General features: G+C 47.2%; 18 protein-coding genes. 7 read left to right on the top strand and 11 right to left on the bottom strand.

Features of this window, described 5'->3' with window-relative positions:
• Nucleotides 1-69 precede the first annotated feature (69 nt).
• From recG to tgt, 4 genes are all read right to left on the bottom strand, one after another.
• Nucleotides 70-2199 (bottom strand): ATP-dependent DNA helicase RecG, encoded by a 2130-nt coding sequence (gene recG, locus OL444_RS07835; RefSeq protein ID WP_264733777.1) that lies wholly within the window; start codon nt 2197-2199, stop codon nt 70-72.
• A 124-nt stretch (nt 2200-2323) separates the two neighbouring features.
• Nucleotides 2324-3649 carry a citrate (Si)-synthase, eukaryotic gene (locus tag OL444_RS07830; protein WP_264733778.1) on the bottom strand — a complete coding sequence of 442 codons (1326 nt, stop codon included), beginning with the start codon at nt 3647-3649 and terminating at the stop codon, nt 2324-2326.
• 393 nt (nt 3650-4042) lie between these two features.
• Nucleotides 4043-5122: an LptF/LptG family permease gene (locus OL444_RS07825; protein ID WP_264733779.1), complete on the bottom strand. Its 1080-nt coding sequence runs from the start codon at nt 5120-5122 to the stop codon at nt 4043-4045.
• Between the two features lie 38 nt (nt 5123-5160).
• Nucleotides 5161-6291, bottom strand: coding sequence for a tRNA guanosine(34) transglycosylase Tgt (gene tgt / locus OL444_RS07820; protein WP_264733780.1), 1131 nt, complete (start codon nt 6289-6291; stop codon nt 5161-5163).
• Between the two features lie 197 nt (nt 6292-6488).
• Here tgt and OL444_RS07815 point away from each other — a divergent pair, with 197 nt between their 5' ends.
• Both OL444_RS07815 and rsmG read left to right on the top strand, forming a co-directional pair.
• On the top strand, nt 6489-7625 hold the full coding sequence (locus tag OL444_RS07815) for a glycosyltransferase (protein WP_264733781.1): 1137 nt from the start codon (nt 6489-6491) through the stop codon (nt 7623-7625).
• A 61-nt stretch (nt 7626-7686) separates the two neighbouring features.
• Nucleotides 7687-8316 carry a 16S rRNA (guanine(527)-N(7))-methyltransferase RsmG gene (gene rsmG, locus OL444_RS07810; protein WP_264733782.1) on the top strand — a complete coding sequence of 210 codons (630 nt, stop codon included), beginning with the start codon at nt 7687-7689 and terminating at the stop codon, nt 8314-8316.
• Here rsmG and OL444_RS07805 read toward each other — a convergent pair.
• Entirely contained in the window at nt 8313-9191 is an 879-nt protein-coding gene (locus OL444_RS07805) for a cation diffusion facilitator family transporter (RefSeq protein ID WP_264733783.1), read from the bottom strand. The two genes, rsmG and OL444_RS07805, sit on opposite strands and share 4 nt — an antisense overlap.
• Before the next feature lie 117 nt (nt 9192-9308).
• Here OL444_RS07805 and OL444_RS07800 point away from each other — a divergent pair, with 117 nt between their 5' ends.
• The 4 genes from OL444_RS07800 to OL444_RS07785 all read left to right on the top strand — a co-directional run bounded on the left by OL444_RS07800 (nt 9309) and on the right by OL444_RS07785 (nt 11298).
• Complete coding sequence (locus OL444_RS07800) at nt 9309-9866, top strand: RNA polymerase sigma factor (RefSeq protein ID WP_264733784.1); 558 nt, start codon at nt 9309-9311, stop codon at nt 9864-9866.
• An 18-nt stretch (nt 9867-9884) separates the two neighbouring features.
• The gene (locus OL444_RS07795; protein ID WP_264733785.1) at nt 9885-10301 is read left to right on the top strand and encodes a hypothetical protein; all 417 of its coding nucleotides are present in this window, start codon (nt 9885-9887) and stop codon (nt 10299-10301) included.
• A gap of 24 nt (nt 10302-10325) precedes the next feature.
• Nucleotides 10326-10535 carry a hypothetical protein gene (locus OL444_RS07790; RefSeq protein ID WP_264733786.1) on the top strand — a complete coding sequence of 70 codons (210 nt, stop codon included), beginning with the start codon at nt 10326-10328 and terminating at the stop codon, nt 10533-10535.
• A 196-nt stretch (nt 10536-10731) separates the two neighbouring features.
• The gene (locus OL444_RS07785) at nt 10732-11298 is read left to right on the top strand and encodes a DinB family protein (RefSeq protein WP_264733787.1); all 567 of its coding nucleotides are present in this window, start codon (nt 10732-10734) and stop codon (nt 11296-11298) included.
• Nucleotides 11299-11367: 69 nt separating this feature from the next.
• On the opposite strand, the gene OL444_RS07780 is transcribed toward OL444_RS07785, so the two are convergent.
• Nucleotides 11368-13254 carry a M1 family metallopeptidase gene (locus tag OL444_RS07780; RefSeq protein ID WP_264733788.1) on the bottom strand — a complete coding sequence of 629 codons (1887 nt, stop codon included), beginning with the start codon at nt 13252-13254 and terminating at the stop codon, nt 11368-11370.
• A gap of 129 nt (nt 13255-13383) precedes the next feature.
• Between OL444_RS07780 and OL444_RS07775 the strand changes: the two genes are divergently transcribed.
• Nucleotides 13384-14067: a nitroreductase family protein gene (locus OL444_RS07775; protein ID WP_264733789.1), complete on the top strand. Its 684-nt coding sequence runs from the start codon at nt 13384-13386 to the stop codon at nt 14065-14067.
• A 6-nt stretch (nt 14068-14073) separates the two neighbouring features.
• Here the strand turns inward: OL444_RS07775 and OL444_RS07770 are convergent, their stop codons facing one another.
• The 5 genes from OL444_RS07770 to OL444_RS07750 form a co-directional block, all read right to left on the bottom strand.
• Nucleotides 14074-15153 carry a winged helix DNA-binding domain-containing protein gene (locus OL444_RS07770; RefSeq protein WP_264733790.1) on the bottom strand — a complete coding sequence of 360 codons (1080 nt, stop codon included), beginning with the start codon at nt 15151-15153 and terminating at the stop codon, nt 14074-14076.
• A 71-nt stretch (nt 15154-15224) separates the two neighbouring features.
• Entirely contained in the window at nt 15225-15893 is a 669-nt protein-coding gene (gene rsmI / locus OL444_RS07765) for a 16S rRNA (cytidine(1402)-2'-O)-methyltransferase (protein WP_264733791.1), read from the bottom strand.
• A gap of 74 nt (nt 15894-15967) precedes the next feature.
• The gene (gene purS, locus OL444_RS07760) at nt 15968-16213 is read right to left on the bottom strand and encodes a phosphoribosylformylglycinamidine synthase subunit PurS (RefSeq protein ID WP_264733792.1); all 246 of its coding nucleotides are present in this window, start codon (nt 16211-16213) and stop codon (nt 15968-15970) included.
• Nucleotides 16214-16330: 117 nt separating this feature from the next.
• Nucleotides 16331-17107 (bottom strand): CDP-alcohol phosphatidyltransferase family protein, encoded by a 777-nt coding sequence (locus OL444_RS07755; protein ID WP_264733793.1) that lies wholly within the window; start codon nt 17105-17107, stop codon nt 16331-16333.
• A 168-nt stretch (nt 17108-17275) separates the two neighbouring features.
• Nucleotides 17276-18565 (bottom strand): aminopeptidase P N-terminal domain-containing protein, encoded by a 1290-nt coding sequence (locus tag OL444_RS07750; RefSeq protein ID WP_264733794.1) that lies wholly within the window; start codon nt 18563-18565, stop codon nt 17276-17278.
• Nucleotides 18566-18823: the final 258 nt, after the last annotated feature.

Below are 18823 nucleotides of genomic sequence, written 5' to 3'. Positions count from 1 at the left end.
GCAGTTCGCGCACATCGCCTGGGTTCCTATCAGGATAACGGGTGCATTAATTAATAAACGCAAAACGGGTCAGGAAATTTTACTCCACACTGATTTCCCTCGCTGGGCCGTTAAAAAATCTTTCAGTCCCTGGTGTTCCGGCAGTACCAGGTCCGTATCTGCTTCCAGAATCTTTTCTGCGCTGGCCCGGGCGGCATCCAGTATGGCTTTGTCATTGACGATATCCGCCAGCTTAAAATCCAGGATACCACTTTGCCGGGTGCCTTCAATATCACCGGGTCCGCGGAGTTCCATATCTTTCTCGGAGATGATAAAACCGTTGTTGGTTTGTACCATTACATTAATTCGTTCTTTCGAATCCTGGCTCAGTTTGTTGCCTGTCATCAGGATACAGAAAGACTGCTCCGCCCCCCGGCCTACCCGGCCGCGCAACTGGTGCAACTGGGACAGTCCGAAACGTTCGGTACTTTCTATCACCATCACCGAAGCATTGGGTACATTTACCCCTACCTCAATCACAGTGGTAGCCACCATTATATTGGTATCACCGGATACAAAACGCTGCATGTTGGTTTCCCGCATATCTGCCGGCTGCCGGCCATGTACCATACTGATATAGTATTGCGGTTCCGGGAAAAAAGCTTTTACCTCTTCATATCCTTTCATGAGGTTTTCATAATCCAGCTTTTCCGAATCTTCAATCAACGGATAAACGATATAGGCCTGCCGGCCTTTTTTCACTTCTTCCTTGATGAAGTCCATCACCTGTGGCCGCTGGTACTCTGTGCGGTGTACGGTGGTAATCGGTTTACGTCCCGGCGGCATTTCATCGATCACGGATACGTCCAGATCGCCGTAAATGGTCATTGCCAGTGTACGGGGTATCGGGGTAGCCGTCATCACGAGGATATGCGGCGGAATATTGTTCTTTTCCCACAGGCGCGCCCGTTGTGCCACCCCAAAACGATGCTGCTCATCTACGATGGCCATGCCGAGGTTTTTAAAGGCGACCTCTTTTTCCAGGAGGGCATGTGTACCAATGAGGAAGTGGATGCTGCCATCGGCGATACCCGCCAGTATTTGTTTACGGGCTTTCCCTTTGACACTGCCGGTCAGCAGGGCTACGCCTACTTCCATGCGTTGTAGCAGTTCGGAGATCCCTTTAAAATGTTGCTGCGCCAGGATTTCTGTAGGCGCCATGAGGCAGGCCTGGAAACCGTTGTCCATGGCCAGCAGCATGGTGAGTAAAGCCACCATGGTTTTGCCGCTGCCTACATCTCCCTGCAGCAGGCGGTTCATTTGCCGCCCGTTAACTGTATCCATCCTGATTTCCCGCAGCACCCTTTTCTGGGCGCCGGTGAGGGCAAATGGCAGGTGGTTATTATAAAATTCATTGAAGGCCGTACCTACGGCGCCAAACACGTATCCATGCGACACTTTATGCCTTTTTAGCTTCAAACGGCAGATCCGTATCTGGGCTATGAAGAGTTCTTCAAATTTCAAGCGGCGCTGTGCCTGACGAAATTCTTCTTCATTTCCGGGCAGGTGTATTTTGAAATAAGCTAATGATCGTGGCAGGAGGCGGTATTGCTGCAGGATGTCTACCGGTATATTTTCCCGGACTTCCAGGGGCGACATCTGTTCCAGCAGGGCTTTCGTCAATTTTCCGATAGCCTTTCCCGTTAGTCCTCGTGCTTTCAGTTTTTCGGTGGTATAGTATACCGGTTCCAGGAATTGTTTGCCGGTGGCAATTTCTTCTGTGAGCAGGTCCATTTCCGGATGGGCCAACTGCGCTACCCCATTGAATACGGAGATGCGTCCAAATACCAGGTATCCTACATTTTCGCGGAGTGCTTTCTGCATCCACTGCCAGCCCTGAAACCATACCAGGTCAATAACGCCGGTATCGTCTTTAAAAGTGGCGACCAGTCTTTTACCTCTGTTCTCTCCTACTATTTCCATACGGATGATCTTTCCGCGGATCTGCACAAAGTCTTCGTAACCACTCAGGGAAGCAATGGTATCAATGCTGGAACGGTCTACGTACCGGAAAGGAAAGTATTGCAGCAGGTCGCCGAAAGTATGTATTTTAATTTCTTTGCGAAGCAGCTCTCCCCGTTGCGGACCTACGCCTTTCAGGTATTCTATCGGATTGGATAATATGGGTGTATATGTGGAAATGGGCTTTTTTTTGGGCAAAAATAATTACAAATTACCAATAAAAAATTACGCATTGTACAACAGATGTAAGTGAAAATCATTCGCTTCGATCTGTTATACAATGCGTAATTACGTATGGTATGACTGCTATGAAAGGCAGTTACTATTCTGTAATGGCATCTACTTTACCTTCTACAAATTGTTTCATCCATTCGGTGGTAACAGATTTAGGTCTTTCCAGAGAGAGGCCCAGTGCTCTGTCCCAACACAGGGAAGCCAGTACACCGAGTGCACGGGATACACCAAACAATACAGTATAGAATTCGTATTCTACCATGCCGTAGTGAACGAGCAATGCACCGGAGTGTGCATCTACGTTAGGCCATGGGTTTTTCACTTTACCGAGATCCTGCAGGATTGGTGGTACCGTTTCATATACGTTCCACACGATGTTCACCAGTTCGTCGTTAGGCAGGTGTTTTTTTGCAAATTCCATCTGCGCGGTGAAGCGTGGATCAGTTTTACGCAGTACGGCGTGGCCATAACCTGGTACTACTTTTCCATCAGACAGTGTTTTCTTCACGTATGCAGCGATCTGGTCTTTGGTTGGCGTACCGCCACCCAGTTCTTCTCTCATACTGAGAATCCATTTGATCACTTCCTGGTTAGCGAGGCCGTGTAAAGGACCTGCCAGACCGTTCATACCTGCAGCAAATGACAGATAGGCATCGCTGAGGGCAGAACCTACCAGGTGCGTCGTATGTGCACTCACGTTACCACCTTCGTGATCGGCGTGAATGGTCATGTATAAACGCATCAGTTCTTTGAAACCTTCGTCGGAGTAACCCAGCATGTGCGCAAAGTTACCTGCCCAGTCCAGCATGCCGTTAGGCTGTATATGCTGGCCGCCTTTATATTTACGACGGTAGATATAGGCAGCAATGCGGGGCAGACGGGCAATGAGGTTCATGGTATCCTCATAGGTGTAGCTCCAGTAATCTTTTTTATTAATTCCTTCGGCATAGGCATGTGCAAAAGAAGATTCTGTCTGCAGTGCCATAATACCTACGGTAAACATAGTCATTGGGTGCGTAGTGATCGGCAGCGCTTCAATAGCAGCAAATACATGGTTGGGTACATGTGAGCGGCGCCCCCACATACTGGAAAGATATTGTACATCTGCTTCTGTTGGTAACTCTCCCATCAGCATCAGGTAAAATAAGCCCTCCGGTAATGGTTCTGCTCCGTTCTGTGCTTTCGGTAACAGTTCACTCAATTCAGGTATTGAATAACCGCGAAAACGAATTCCTTCATTGGCATCCAGTAAAGAAGTTTCTGTTACCAGTCCGGTAATGCCACGCATCCCCTGGTAAACCTGTGCAATCGTTACGTCGTCAATCTTCTTTGTGCCGTGGTTCTTCACCAGTTCTTTTACTTCAACGTTAACTTCATCTGTTTTAACCTTGAATTTTTCTTTTATGTACCCCATTTTACTGCTATTGTTTATAAAAATGAAAACAAAATCGATCAATAGTCAAAAGTAATGATTTGTTAACGAAGTTACCACCCTTTCGTGGTATTTAATGCCTTGTTAACCGGCTAAAAAGTAAAAACAGACAAGAGAGTCTATAGGGTTAAAATAGCCACATCATACTGTATATTAATCATTTAATAATGCTCATTATATACTATTTATTCCACGTTAAAGAAATGTAAATTTTTTCAGAATGAATTGAAAATATTGAAAGAATGATCTCTCCAAAAAGAAAAAGAAGCAATTTATCATGCCATCGCGAAGGGTTGAAAATGAATAAACCCGGAGGGGAAAATCATTCCGCTCCGGGTTCATGAATATGCTTAACCTGCTTTACAAAACCGGTTATTATTTAGGCGCTTTGAGATACAGATAGAAGGCCAGTCCACCGAAAATAACATTCGGAATCCACACGGCAATAATCGGGTTCAGGTCTGCTTTTACAGAAAACACTGTGGTAAACTGCAGGAATATGATATAACATGCGCTGATCACAATTCCCAATGCCAGATGCAATCCACTACCTCCTCTCACCTTTTTGGCAGCAATAATACCACCAATGAGGGTAAGTACCACCACTGCGGCAGCAGCCGCTGTACGCCGGTAATATTCCACCCAGTAGATATTTAATCCTTCTGCGCCACGAATCGCTTCCCGCTGGATATATTTTCTCAGGTCAGGAGTGGTCATCGCTTCCTGGAGATTTTTCTCATCTACCAGGTCTTTAGGCACCAGCGGAATCTTTAATAAAGTGTCTTGCTTACTGGTCCATACTTCTTTCAGGCCATTCATGGTACGCATGGTCACATAGTCCAGGCGCCATTTCTGGGAAGTAGAATCCCAGCTGACACGGTCGGCCTTCAGCTTGAATCCCATGTTCTGCCCCTTCACCGTTTGAAGAATAAAGTTACCGCCGCTTCTATAGTTCGGATCATAGGAACCAAAAGTCACATAGGTAAAGCTATCTATGCGGGTAGTACGATCGTACTGCGATTTCTGGTCATCATGACTATGCAGGTATTTATTCTCAAAGGAAGTACGGATACGGTTGGCATTGGGAACTACCCAATAGTTGGCCAGCCATAGCACCCCACCGAATAAAAAAGCTCCGATCCAGTAAGGACGCAGGAACCGGCGGAAGCTTACTCCTGCGCAAAGAATCGCGATGATCTCTGAGCGGTAGGCCATCTTGGATGTAAAAAAGATGACAGACAGGAAGATGAACAACGGGAACAGTAACGCCAGGATATGCGGTATAAAACCGAAATAATAGTCTACCACAATCTCCCGTAACGACAGATGATTTTTCATAAAATCATCCACCTTTTCTGTAGTGTCGATCACCACAGAAATCAATAGGAATATCATCAGGGAATAAATGAAAGTACCTATGAGCTTGCGTAAAATGTACCAGTCAATTTTAGTCATGACCCCAAAGATATTAGTTTATTTTATAGTCCGAACTTTTACAGGCGTGTTTTCAACTGGTTTACCATGCCGGCTTTCCATGTGGAAAACGTGCCTGCAAGGATCTGGCGGCGGGCTTCCTGCACCAGCTCCAGATAAAACGCCAGGTTATGCACACTGGCTAATGTCATGCCCAATATTTCTCCGGCTACAAATAAGTGGCGCAGGTAAGCGCGGGAATAGCTGTTGGTAGCGAAACAGGCGCTGTTGCTATCAATTGGTGTGAAGTCGGTCGCCCATTTCTTGTTGCGGATGTTCATCACGCCATTCCAGGTAAACAGCATACCGTTGCGGCCATTACGCGTTGGCATCACACAGTCGAACATATCTATGCCCAGGGCTATATTCTCCAGGATATTCCAGGGAGTGCCCACGCCCATGAGGTAACGGGGTTTATCTGCCGGCAGTATTTCACATACATGCCCACACATTTCATACATTTCGTTTTCCGGCTCGCCCACACTGAGACCACCAATAGCATTACCGGCGCAGTTGCGGGAAGCAATGTATTCGGCAGAAGCTTTACGGAGATCTTTATAGGTGCTGCCCTGTACAATCGGGAACAACGTTTGTTCATGACCATAGGCAGGCTGGGTATCAGCCAGGCGCTGGATACAGCGGTCCAGCCAGCGGTGGGTCAGCTCCATCGACTTACGGGCATACCTGTATTCGGAAGGATAAGGCGGACATTCATCAAAGGCCATAATAATATCGGCTCCGATGGTACGCTGGATATCCATTACATTTTCAGGGGTGAAAAGATGGCGGGAACCATCGATGTGGGATTGAAACACCACACCCTCTTCCTTGATTTTACGGTTGGCTGCCAGGGAAAACACCTGGTATCCCCCGCTATCTGTCAGGATAGGCCGGTCCCACCCGTTGAATTTATGCAGTCCGCCGGCCAGCGACAATACTTCCAGGCCGGGTCTTAAATATAAATGATAAGTATTGCCGAGAATGATTTGTGCCTGCACAGCATCGCGCAGCTGGTCCTGGGTAACAGCCTTTACACTGCCCACGGTACCTACCGGCATAAAAATAGGGGTTTCTATCTCCCCATGGGCGGTGGTTACTTTACCTGCCCTGGCATTGCTGCCGCTATCTGTAGTTATCAGTTCAAAATCCACTGGTCGTAATTTCAGGCCGCAAAGATATTGAAATGAGCATTAAGAAATGACGAATCCGGCAGGATGCCCTTTCTCACCCGTTTTAAAGCAGCATATACGAGCTGCTGCTGCGCCCCGGGCGATCCGTCTTCTTTCCTCCTTCTTAATTTCTATTATTATTTTACAGATAACAAAATTATTATATTTTTGCCAGCATTATGCTTGACCATCTAGGTGAAATTGCCTTATACTTTTTTGCTGCCGTAGCCGGGGTACAGATCATATACTTTCTTTTTATCTTCTCCCGGGTAGCTTTCTACAAACGTAAATTTGACCTGGATCAGGCGCCGGACAGCCCTTTTTCAGTGATCATATGCGCCAAAGACGAAGAGCTGAACCTGCAGAAGAACCTGCCGGGTGTATTACAGCAGCGGTATCATCATCACATGAAACCCGAATATGAGGTGATTGTGGTAAATGATAATTCCGAAGATGATACCAAATATTACCTGCGTTCCATCGAACGGGGTTATCCTCATTACCGTCAGATTGAAATCAAACAGCCGGCGAAATTCATCCCCGGTAAAAAATATCCGTTGTCCATCGGTTTAAAAGGCGCCCAATACGACCATGTATTGCTGACAGACGCTGATTGTAAACCTGGCAGCACCCACTGGTTGTCTTTGATGAGCCAGGGCTTCAGTCATGAAAAAGAAATTGTGCTGGGCTATGGCGCCTATCACAAAAAGCCCGGGTTACTGAATAAGATCATCCGCTATGAAACCTTTTTCGGCGCCCTGCAGCACCTGTCATTTGCCATGAGTGGTATGCCCTATATGGGTGTTGGCCGCAACCTGGCTTATAAAAGAGAACTGTTTTTCAGACATAAAGGTTTTACCAGCCATCAGCATATTCCCGGTGGCGATGATGACCTGTTTGTGAATACAGCTGCCAACCGCCGGAATGTAGGCGTAGTCATTGATAAACTGGCCTTCACCTATTCTGAGCCTAAAATGAGCTGGTCCAGCTGGTTCCGGCAAAAGACCCGGCATATGTCTACCGGCAAACATTATCGTTTCGGACATAAGTTTGTGCTGGGTTTATTCTCCCTTACCCATTTCCTCTTTTACCCGGCCTTTATCGGCGCGCTGTTTTTTCCACCGCCTATCCGCTGGTATATACTGGGCATCTTTGCTTCCAAAGTGCTGGTACAGTCGGTGATCACCTATTTGGCCATGCGTAAGCTGGACGAAAGTGACCTCTTCAAACTCAGCTGGCTGATGGACATCCTGATGGTGTTGTATTACCTGTTATTTGCGCCGGCGTTATTCTTCCGTTCTAAAAACCGGTGGTAAACCCACCGGAAATTTATATCCGGACTGCTGAAAGCTTACAGCGAATAGCTATTTTTGCGGCATGGAAATTATTTTAAAATATTTCAGCGATTTCACACCTGCGCAACTGGCGCAGTTTGAAGCCCTGAAAGAATTATATGAAGAATGGAACGAGAAGATCAATGTGATCTCCCGTAAAGATATTGAATCACTGTACGAGCGGCACATCTTGCATTCCCTGAGTATTGCTGCTGTTGCGGATTTCCAGCCAGACACACAAATCCTCGACCTGGGCACCGGTGGCGGATTTCCCGGCATTCCGCTGGCCATCTTCTTTCCGGAAGTAAAATTCCACCTGGTAGATTCCATCGGTAAAAAAATAAAGGTAGTACAAGGCGTAGCGGAAGCCCTGGGCCTGAAAAATGTTACTACTGCACATTCCCGCGTAGAAGAAATCAAGAACCGTAAGTTTGATATTGTGGTATCCCGTGCCGTAGCGCCTTTACAAGACCTGTGGCGCTGGAGCAAACCCGTACTGAAAAAATCCACTGTACCGGGCAAACAGTTTGAGAAAGGGCTGATCTGCCTGAAAGGTGGCGACCTGGCGCAGGAAATCTCTGAAAGTGGCCTTAAACCACAGCTGGTAAAAATCTATGATCTCTTCCCCGAAGAAAGCTTCAAAGAGAAATTTATTGTGATTGCCAAGAGCTAACACGCCGTTTCCAGGGTGCTGTGCCGGATACCCAGGTGCTCCAGCTCATGACGCAAAGCATCTTTTAATGTGGTAATACCGGCAGCATCCAGTTCCGGATCTACTTTTACCTGGGCCGTCAATGCATTTTCCGTGGTACTGATGGCCCACACATGGATATGATCGACCGACTTCACCCCGGCAACAGCCACCATCGCCTTTTCCACAGCCTCCAGACTAATACCCGACGGTACCCCGTCCAGCGACAACCGTAAACTATCCCGCAACAATCCCCAGGTACCATATATAATAATGACCATCACCAGCAAACTAATCAGCGGATCTATCCAGTTCCAGCCGGTATAGATAATGACGATCCCTGCTATCACAGTACCCAGCGACACCAGCGCATCTGCCACCAGGTGCAGATAGGCGCCTTTTACATTCAGGTCTTTTTCCTGGTCCCGGAAAAACAGCAAGGCGGTGACACCATTAATGACAATACCGATGCCGGCCACCACGGCAATAACACCTCCCGGGACTTCATGCGGCGTATTAAAACGACGGATAGCCCCATAGCCAATGCCGCCTACCACCACCAATAAGAGCAGGGCGTTCAGGAGGGAAATAAGAATTGTACTTTTGCGGTAGCCGTAGGTATACCGGGGCCCCGGTTTCACCCGGGCCAGGCGGAAAGCCAGGAGGGCAAGCGCCAGGCTGGCCACATCACTGAGGTTATGGCCTGCATCAGACAACAAAGCCAGGGAATGCGTCAGGAAACCGGCTATAAATTCAGCGACCACAAAAGCCAGATTAAGGCCAATTCCCCAGCCAAAAACCCGGTTTACAGCGGATGGCTGCAAAACAGCCGGATGTGAATGAGCATGATCATGCATACACGAAAGAACTGTTTACCTAAGTTACGGACGATTTTTTTTACGTACATAAAATATCCTTTACGCAGCTTCGTCATCCTTATTACGATGAAACAGCTGCTCCTTACAAATAGCAATATGGCCATAGAGCAAAACGAGCGCATACAGGCAACTGTGAAGCAGGAACGTAAACGTCTGCTTCACTTTATCCGGCAGCGGGTGAGCAATGCATCGGATGCAGAGGATATTTTGCAGGATGTTTTTTATCAGTTTACCGAATACCTCCGGCTGGGCAGTCAGATAGATTCCATCACAGGATGGCTGTTCGCCGTAACCCGCAACCGGATCACCGACTGGTTCCGCAAGAAAAAAGAAACGCCCTTCGCCGAATACATTCGCGAAGTAGAAGGAGAAGAGGTATTCTTCCTCCCGGAACTGCTGGCGGATGAGAACCTGCAGGCAGATACGCCCATGGTCCGCAAGATTATGTCGGAAACCATTATGGAGGCCATTGACGAATTGCCGCCTGAACAACGGGAAGTATTTCTGCAACATGAACTGGAAGGGAAATCCTTCAAACAAATGAGTGAAGAAACCGGTGTTGGAGTAAACACATTATTATCACGCAAACGCTATGCAGTACTTTATCTGAGAGAAAGATTAGCAGAACTGTACCGCGAATTACTTGACAACTGACCTTAAATTATTGCAAATATGGGAAACGAATTTAACAGACGCAAAGGACGCGGAGTAGCCAAATTTCTGGTGTTGGGGATCTTATTTATAGCAGTAGTAGGATTGGCTACACAGTTCCTGTGGAATGCACTGATCCCGGAACTGTTTCATGGCCCTGTTATTACCTTCTGGCAGGCATTGGGCCTGTTGCTGCTGGGCAAATTACTATTCGGATGGCATAATCACCACCGCTCCTGGGGCGATAAGTGGAACCGCAACCGGGAATGGAAAACCCGGATCAAAGAGCGCATGAGCCATATGACACCGGAAGAACAGGCAAAAATGAGAGAACATTTCCGCAACCGGTGCGGCCGGGGATTTAATAGCTGGTACCGGAATGGATGGGATGCCTGTGAACCGGAAGACCAGGAAAAACCGACTAAAAAAGAAGATTAATACCTGTTTTAAACATTCTGCAAGATGATCGGCATATTCAAAACCAATATCAACAACACACAGGAACGGCAACAAATGATCCATGCCATTGCTACCCGCTTCCCCGTAGGCGACTGTCATGTAGATCTGGAAGACTGTGACAAAGTATTACGCATCGCAGATTTAGAGGTAGGGGAAGATATTATCATAGATTTTGTTAAAAAACAGGGGTTTTTATGTGAGGTACTGGAGTAAAACCTATATTTCAAATAACTACCCCCGTTATTTCAACCCAAAATCCCGTGAACGCATAGATTAAATTATTTTATATACTCATCTGTTGTTGGCAGATTCCCAAATGTGATGTAACTTCAAAGAGAATGCAATGGCCCGGGTATAGTTTGATTAAAGCGCCAGGTTTTGTGTTTTTCGCACCTTTAAATCATTTCCTATGTACCTGAACCAGCACGAGATCCAATCCTTACTGATCACCAGTTTCGACAACTTCATTGACTTTGTCAATACCTTGCCGGACAACCGTTTTACGGCCTCGCCATACGGAAAGTGGTCGGCCGGTCAGCAACTGGAACACCTCACCAAATCCGCCAGGCCGGTCAGCGGCGCGCTGGGATTTCCCAAAATCACCCTGCGGTACTTCGGGGTGAGTCAACGGCCTTCCCGCTCCTACGATACGCTGGTGGAACACTACCTGCAATTATTAACAGCCGGTGGTAAATCTACCAAAGCCTATCTGCCCGGCGTAGTATATACTGCCCAACGCCCGGCCCTGGTACAGGGATTCCTGGCACAAAAAGATAAATTGTCGGAAAAAATGATGGAATGGTCTGAAAACGACCTGGATAAATACCGGCTGCCGCATCCTTTACTGGGCAAACTAACGATACGGGAGATGCTGTACTTTACCGCCTACCATAATCAACATCACCTGGAGCGGTTAAAGGATCAGGAATTACAGGGCCATACCTGGCAGAATCAACTGCAACAACTTATATTTTAAACAACAAACGTTACACATCTCCCTAAAAAATCCTTTTCGGGAAATGTGTAACGTCATTGTTTGCTTTTATCAGCCCTTCGCTTTATTATTGCTCCGGTCCATATCTGCCATTCGTTCGCTCGGATCTATTTCCAGCTCACGAATATCTGCCAGCGGCACATTTACTTCTACTTCATAAGTCGGATTGGTCCAATACCATGCATTTTCCACCACGCGTTTCACACCGGTATACTCATTGGGTTTCTCTCCAAACATTATAGACAATGGAATATAGTGCAGTACTTTATTGCCATTCTTATCCGTTACCATGAAATCTACCGGCATAGGCATATAACCGATGCGGCGTAACCGTACCACGGTTTTATTGCCATTGGCATATACGCTGTCGATACCGTAGTCGATATGTTTGGTGGAATTGATAAAGTATTGTTTGTACCAATCCAGCTCAATGCCGCTCTGCTTTTCCATTACCCGGATGAAATCATTGACATTCGGATGTTTGAAACGCCATTCCTTGTAGTAGCGTAACAGGCCATTATCCCTGTTTTCCGCACCAATCACATAACCCAGCTGCTCCAGGAATACCGCGCCTTTGGAGTATGCCGTTACACTGTATCCAAAATTGGTATTGTAATGATCGGAATGTGTAGTAGCCGGTTCTTCAAACGGACTTTTCGCCAACGCAAAATAACCGGCATAGGAACCTTCATGCGGGTTGAGACCTTTTAGTGAATCTACGGTGTTATAGATGGTATTATCCTGCGCGAAAGTGGTAAACCCTTCGTCCATCCATGGATACAGGCTCTCATTGGTAGCCATCATTCCCTGGTACCAGCTGTGCATCCACTCGTGGATAGCAACGCCATACAATCCATCCATTTTACCATTACCCATGATCAAAGTACTCATCGGATATTCCATACCACCATCGCCTCCTTGAATAAAGGAGAACTGCTGATAAGGATAAGGGCCATAATGTGCTTTGATATACTCGTAGGCTTTCGGAATCATATTTACCAGCTGCGGCCAGGTAGTACGGGTAGTTTCGTTTTCCAGGTACAGGAAGTGCGCGGTAAAGCCATCTATTTTCCGGCTGATATGTTTGTAGTCGGGATCAGCAGCCCACATAAAGTCGTGCACATTAGGCGCAATGAAGTGCCAGGTCAGGTTGTTACCAGCCGGCCGGTTTACCACCGTACCCGGTGCTTCATAACCATGACCGATCTGGTTGGGATTCTGGAGGTAACCGGTACCGCCCAGTACATATTTTTTATCGATGGTGATTTTTACATCGTAATCGCCCCATACCCCGTAGAATTCACGGGCAATGTATGGCGTGGCGTGCCATCCTTCATAATCGTATTCACACATTTTAGGATACCACTGCGCCATGGAGTAATCCACACCTTCTGTGCTATTACGGCCACTACGGCGGATCTGAACAGGTACCTGGGCATCAAACTCCAGGTCAAACACAGCTTTTGAATTAGGTAATACCGGCTTATCCAACACTACTTCCAGGATGGTTTCCACCACCTTGAATTCCTGCGGTTTACCATCCCGTTTCAGCGATCGGATTTTCTGGTAGCCGATTTCATCAGGTTGCAGTTTGGAAATGCGGTCGCGGACACGGTTGTCCCAGTCCAATCGGTTGTTGCCTTTTTTATCTTTCCCGATCACAATCTTTCCCAGTTCCCTGCTACGCACATCCATCATACTGTTGGGTTGAAAAGCATTCCAGTACAGATGGTAAAATACTTTTTTCAGGGTATCGGGGGAGTTATTGTAATACTCCAGGTGTTGTTTACCTGAAAACTGATTGGCCGGCGCGTCCACCTTAACATCCATCGTGTATTTCACGCGCTGCTGCCAGCGATCGGACTGTGCCTGTAGTTGTAACCAGCTCCCCGCCATCATGGTGATGGCCAGGCAGCTTCCTAATACCCGGTTGTTCATTCCTTTTCTGTTTGTTTAAACAGCTAAAATAAAGAATTACCTTTTACGATGCAGGAATTACCCGCAGACTGGCCGCAGTGTGTACTATTTTAAGGGGTAATTCGTATTTTTAGTAAAACATACACCCCCATGTCAGCTCAAAAAATGATTGATGGCTATCCTTTTGTTAGCTATTCACATGAAACCTACGACGCTCCCGGCATGATTTCACATGCCTCCTCCTTTCTAACGTGGATGGACAAACGAAGAACAGTACGTGACTTTGCGGATACACCGGTACCCCGGGAAGTGATAGCAGATATCATACGCACAGCCAACACGGCTCCTTCCGGCGCCCATAAACAACCCTGGACCTTCTGCGCCGTACAGCAACCCGACATTAAAAAAATAATCCGGGAAGAAGCGGAAAAAGAAGAGTACCGGAGTTACAACAGTCGCATGTCGCCTGAATGGCTGGATGACCTGAAACCTTTACAGACCGACTGGCACAAACCTTTCCTGGAAGTTGCGCCGTGGCTGATCATTATGTTCAAACGGATTTATGAAGTGGAAGAAAACGGGCGTAAACGCAACAACTACTACGTACAGGAAAGCGCCGGTATTGCAGCGGGTTTTCTGCTGGCAGCCATTCATAACGCCGGACTGGTAGCCCTCACCCATACACCCAGTCCGATGAATTTCCTGGGGGACATCTTAAACAGACCTGAAAACGAAAAACCGTTCCTACTGGTACCGGTAGGTTATCCGGCAGCAGAATGCTGGGTACCCGATATTCACCGCAAACCGCTGGAAGACGTAGCGGTATTCTATTAATTCTTTCTATTGGCCGGTCTGCAAGCCGGCCAGTTTCTCCTCCGAAAAAGCAGCATAGGTAGCTGCCGCCTGTTCCAATGCTTTATACTGTGCCTTCTTCAACGGCTTAAACGGTGCCAGTTCAATCGTTATGCCGGCTTTATTTTGCGTTTTTTTCCACGTGCCCGCCAGTTCTCCGTTGAATACGATCACCGGGTTGAAAATGCCATTGACCGTCATTACCTTATCGATGTGCTGCGTATCTATACTATGGCTGCGGTCTTTATAGGCAATAAAATATTCGTCGAAAGCCGGCAGCAATAAAGTCGTATCCGCCGGTGCAAGGGTATTTCCCGGCGCCATCCAGTAAGTAGCGGCGCCCAGCTGCAGGGATACCAGGTCTTTTTTAACAGCCTCCAGTGCTGCATTAGCTTCTCCTGTTGCAAATCCCGACCACCACGCAAAGTCTGCCACAGTAGCCGGACCATGGCTGGTAAAGTATCGCAATGCCAGTTTAGCCAGGGCTGCCGCCCGGCTGTAGGTTTCTCCGGCAGGTATCCAGTCTTTCAGCAGGGTAAACGTAAACTGCTTACCTTCCAGCGGGCCATGGCAAAGGATGCCATCGAACGAAGCCTGCCACAGCAGGTGGCTCATTTTTTGTCCGGAGGTATCAATACCTTTTGCTTCAATAGCTGCCGCCAGTGCTTTGCGGGTGAGCTGCTGACCGCCTTCCAGTAATTTTATAAAGAGTTTATTGACTTTTTTCAGGGTAGCTTCATCGAGGCCGGACTGCGTAATAACCGTGCGCATCTTGCTTTTCGCACCATCTCTTATCAATGCCAGCATCCAGTGCAGATCACTGGCGGCAACGAGGTGCAGGGTTCCCCGCAGCATCCAGGTGCGAATAACGGAGCGGTTGGCGATGGCTGCTTCTACGGCCGATGTGGTGATACCAGGCAGCCGTGTGCCGATGGCCCATTTGCTATTGCCAAATTCCTGGCCTTGCATGGCGCCCATCCAGGAAACAATATCGGCAGGTTGCTGAAAGCCGGTGTGGAGCAGTTGCTGGGATTGTAAACGTAATTGCCTGATGTCTGATGATAGCATGAAATATGATTTATGCTGTAAAACAACAATCAGCAGCTGACAACCTTATGTCAGTAGTGTTTTCGGAAATTTTAGGCAGCGCCCTGTACGACTACGACAATTTCGCCTTTCACGCCTTTTTCTTTAAAGTAGTCGTGTACTTCCTGTAAGGTACCCCGTTTGTTTTCTTCAAACATTTTCGTGAGTTCCCGGCTTACGCAACAGGGGCGGTCGGGGCCGAAATACTGGATCAGGTCGGACAAGGTTCTGACCAACCGCATGGGAGATTCGTAAAAAACAATCGTACGTTCTTCGGTGGCCAGTTGGGTAAACAGGGTGTGACGCCCTTTTTTCAGTGGCAGAAAGCCTTCAAAGATAAAGCGGTTCATAGGGATACCGCTATTCACCAACGCGGGTACAAATGCGGTAGCGCCGGGTAAACATTCTACCGGCACACCGGCACGGGCACATTCGCGTACCAGTAAAAAGCCGGGATCAGAAATACCGGGGGTACCGGCATCTGTGAGCATGGCCATGGTTTTACCGGCCTGCAGCTGTTCCAGCAGGTGCTGTACTATTTTGTGTTCGTTATGCTGGTGGTAGGGTGTAACCGGCTTATTGATCTGATAGTGCCGTAGCAATACGCCGGAAGTACGGGTGTCTTCCGCCAGGATCAGCTCCGCTTCCTCCAGTACTTTTACAGCCCGGTAGGTAATATCGGCCAGATTGCCGATCGGAGAAGGAACGAGATATAGTTTCATAATTACAAATTACGTATTACGAACGAAGCATTACACACAGAGGCGTAATGCTTCATTTGTAATAAGTAATTATCTTATTGTATTTGTACTTCAAAAGATTCCATCACCTGGTTTGCCAAAAGCTTCTGGCAGGCATTTTCAGCGATCTGCTGTGCTTCTTCCTTGCTGGCTGCTTCCACTTGCAGGGTAATATGTTTACCAATCCGTACATCCTGTACCTGGCCCATGCCAAGGTTCTTGAGACCACTCATCACCGCTTTACCTTGCGGATCTAATAATTCTTTCAGTGGCATCACATTGATATGTGCAGTAAAAGTCATTGTGCTAGAAATTTTGCCGCAAACCTACATCAAAAATTACGAATTATGAACTCGGAATTGCGGATTTATGAAGAGAGATACCTGCAGCGGATCCTGTAACAGATCCCCCACAGCTGATTATGCGTTTGTGCTGATCGTTATTTTAGGTGGAAATACAATAGAGAGCGCCACATAAACAACAAAAATAAAAGGTACGGTAGCAAACTTCAGCACCGGTATACCTACCAACGTGAGGAGGATCAGTAAAAACCGGGGCCAGTTGTCGACGATATTTTTATTTTTAAATTTCAGGCTGATCATGGGCAATTCCGCTACCATCAGGTAACACAGCGCAGCAATGATACCATACAATACCCAGATATGCTGGAACCAATGCCCCAGATTAAACGGATTGAAGAGGATGATCAACGGGAAAGAAGCGACCAGTAAGCCTACAGCCGGGGTAGGCACGCCGATGAAGTTTTCAGACTGACGCGTATCCAGGTTGAATTTAGCCAGGCGGTAAGCCGCAAAACAGGGTACCAGTAAGGCCGGCGCCAGGTTAAACACCGATACATCAAATACATCCGGTTGCTGAAAATAGGCACTGCGTAACAGCCGGTATAACATCATACCCGGTACCACGCCAAAAGTAACCATATCTGCCAGCGAGTCCAGTTCTTTACCCATGGGGGATTGTACCCGCAGCAGCCGGGCGGCCAGGCCATCGAAGAAATCGAATATAGCTGCCAGTACTACCAGGGCAGAAGCCCAGTATATCGGCTCAGGATTCACAATCGTATAATCGACACCGTTAAACTCTGCCCGGAACTCGGGTGCGTGCAGCGTACAGATGATCGCCAGCGCGCCGCAGAAGAGATTACATAGGGTAATGATATTGGGTATTTGTCGCATCTAAATCATTTAAAAATGCAAGATAGTTTAAGAATTAAAATTATGAATAAAGAATTATGCAACAATCAGGAGATCCTGCCTGTGCCACATCGGAAAAAAATTACGCATGGTAACTATACCAGTTGGTATCGCCACCATGCGTAATATATTACGTGTATAACGTCTGATTTATTGCATCAGCGCCTCGATCTCATCGGCCGTAATCGGGAAGTTTTTCATCAGGTCTACATTGCCTTCGGCTGTAATCCAGATGTTGTTTTCGATACGGATACCGATTTGTTCTTCTTCGATATAGATACCAGGTTCCACGGTCATTACCGCACCGGCAGGAATAGGCTGATGGAAGGAAGGACCCAGGTCATGTACATCCACACCCAGGTGATGGGAGATGCCATGATAGAGATATCTGCGGTAAGCAGGCGATTCAGGATCCTGGTTTTTCACGTCTGCTTCGGTGATCAGGCCCAGTTTAATGAATGCTTTTGTAGCCTCTTCACCTACCATTTCGTGGTATTTCGCGATGGTAATACCCGGACGCAGGATAGATTTGGCGTAGTTATGCAGGTGCAGGCATGCATCATAAATTTCGCGCTGACGTGGCGTGAATTTACCATTTACCGGAACGGTACGGGTAAGGTCAGCATTATAACCACCGTATTCAGCCCCGAAGTCCATCAGGATCACTTCACCATCTTTACATTCCTGGTTGTTGGATACATAGTGCAGGGTACGGGCACGATCGCCGGAGGCGATGATGGAACCGTATGCTTCACCGGCAGAGCGGTTGCGCAGGAATTCGTGCAGAATTTCTGCATGAATTTCATGTTCCCATACACCGGGTTTGATGAAGGTCAGCAAGCGGCGGAAAGCTTTCTCCGTAATGTTCATGGCTTCCTGCATTACTTTTATTTCTTCCGGTGTTTTTATTGCACGCAGTTCCTTGAAAATAACGGCTGCCCGGCGCAGTTCATGCAGGGGGTAGCGGGCTTTGATTTCCTCCGCATAGCGATAATCTCTTACCGGTACCAGGTTGGATTTACGGTTATTTTCGTTGGTGTTGAGGTAAATGTATTGGGCTTCGTTGATCCACTGCTGGAGTACGGCATCCAGGCTATCGAGCCATACTACCGTAGACATACCGGATATGGCATACGCTTCGTCTTTACGCAAACGATGTCCGTCCCACTTCTCTTTCAGTTCGTTTGGGCGCACGAGTACCAGTACTTCCCTGAATTTAGGGTCTGGATTATCCGGATAAAGGATCACCATGGTATCTTCCTGATCTATACCGGTAAGCCAGTACAGGTCTGAGTTCTGCTTGAACTTATGTAAAGCGTCGCCATTGGTTGGCAATTCATCATTGGAATTGATAATAGCTATAGACTGTGGCTGCATTTTGGCCACAAAACGCTGACGGTTCTTTATAAACAGCTGCGGATCTAAGGGCAAATTCTTCATATCTCTTGATTTCAAATGTGGTTCCAAACCTAGGTAAATTTTGGGATTTAGCGACAGGTGAAATTTTGAGAACCGGCAAATCGGTCAATATCTGCACGTTTAAATGACAAAATCGTACTAATGCCCAATTGCAAATACTTAATGTTATATTAACACGCCGAGCGTTTGATAAACCTACAAGGAAAATGGATCGATATTGAAGATATTGCAATAATTGTCTGGAACAATACCGTAATTGTCTAAATTTCAGTGGTGTAA

The organism is Chitinophaga nivalis (assembly GCF_025989125.1).
Lineage (GTDB): Bacteria > Bacteroidota > Bacteroidia > Chitinophagales > Chitinophagaceae > Chitinophaga > Chitinophaga nivalis.
The sequence above is the reverse complement of the archived record's forward strand: the minus strand, read 5'-3'. Positions and strand labels throughout refer to the sequence as shown.